General features: G+C 66.8%; 1 protein-coding gene. It reads right to left on the bottom strand.

The features are described 5' to 3' along the window. Positions 1-214: BCCT family transporter (locus tag R0J88_RS23900; RefSeq protein WP_410901444.1), on the bottom strand; the 214-nt coding region annotated here is incomplete at its 3' end. Positions 215-232: the final 18 nt, after the last annotated feature.

Below are 232 nucleotides of genomic sequence, written 5' to 3'. Positions count from 1 at the left end.
GGATATCGACGGTGTGCCCGATGGGCCCGTAGATCCGGTTGCCGATCAGCGGATAGAGGGCCGAGCGCATCGAGAGCGGCAGCCCCTTGCGGAAGGCGAAATAGGCCAGTGACAGCCCGACGATGGCATACATGGCCCAGGCGATCGTGCCCCAGTGGAAGACGGTGAGCTTGATGCCACCGGCGGCCGCTTCCGCGACGCGGCTGTCAGGCACCGGGAAGCCTTCGTCCCC

The organism is Pseudoalteromonas sp. SIMBA_162 (genome assembly GCF_046535955.1).
Lineage (GTDB): Bacteria > Pseudomonadota > Gammaproteobacteria > Enterobacterales > Alteromonadaceae > Pseudoalteromonas > Pseudoalteromonas marina.
Note: the sequence above shows the minus strand (reverse complement) of the source record. Positions and strands in the feature narration are given on the sequence as shown.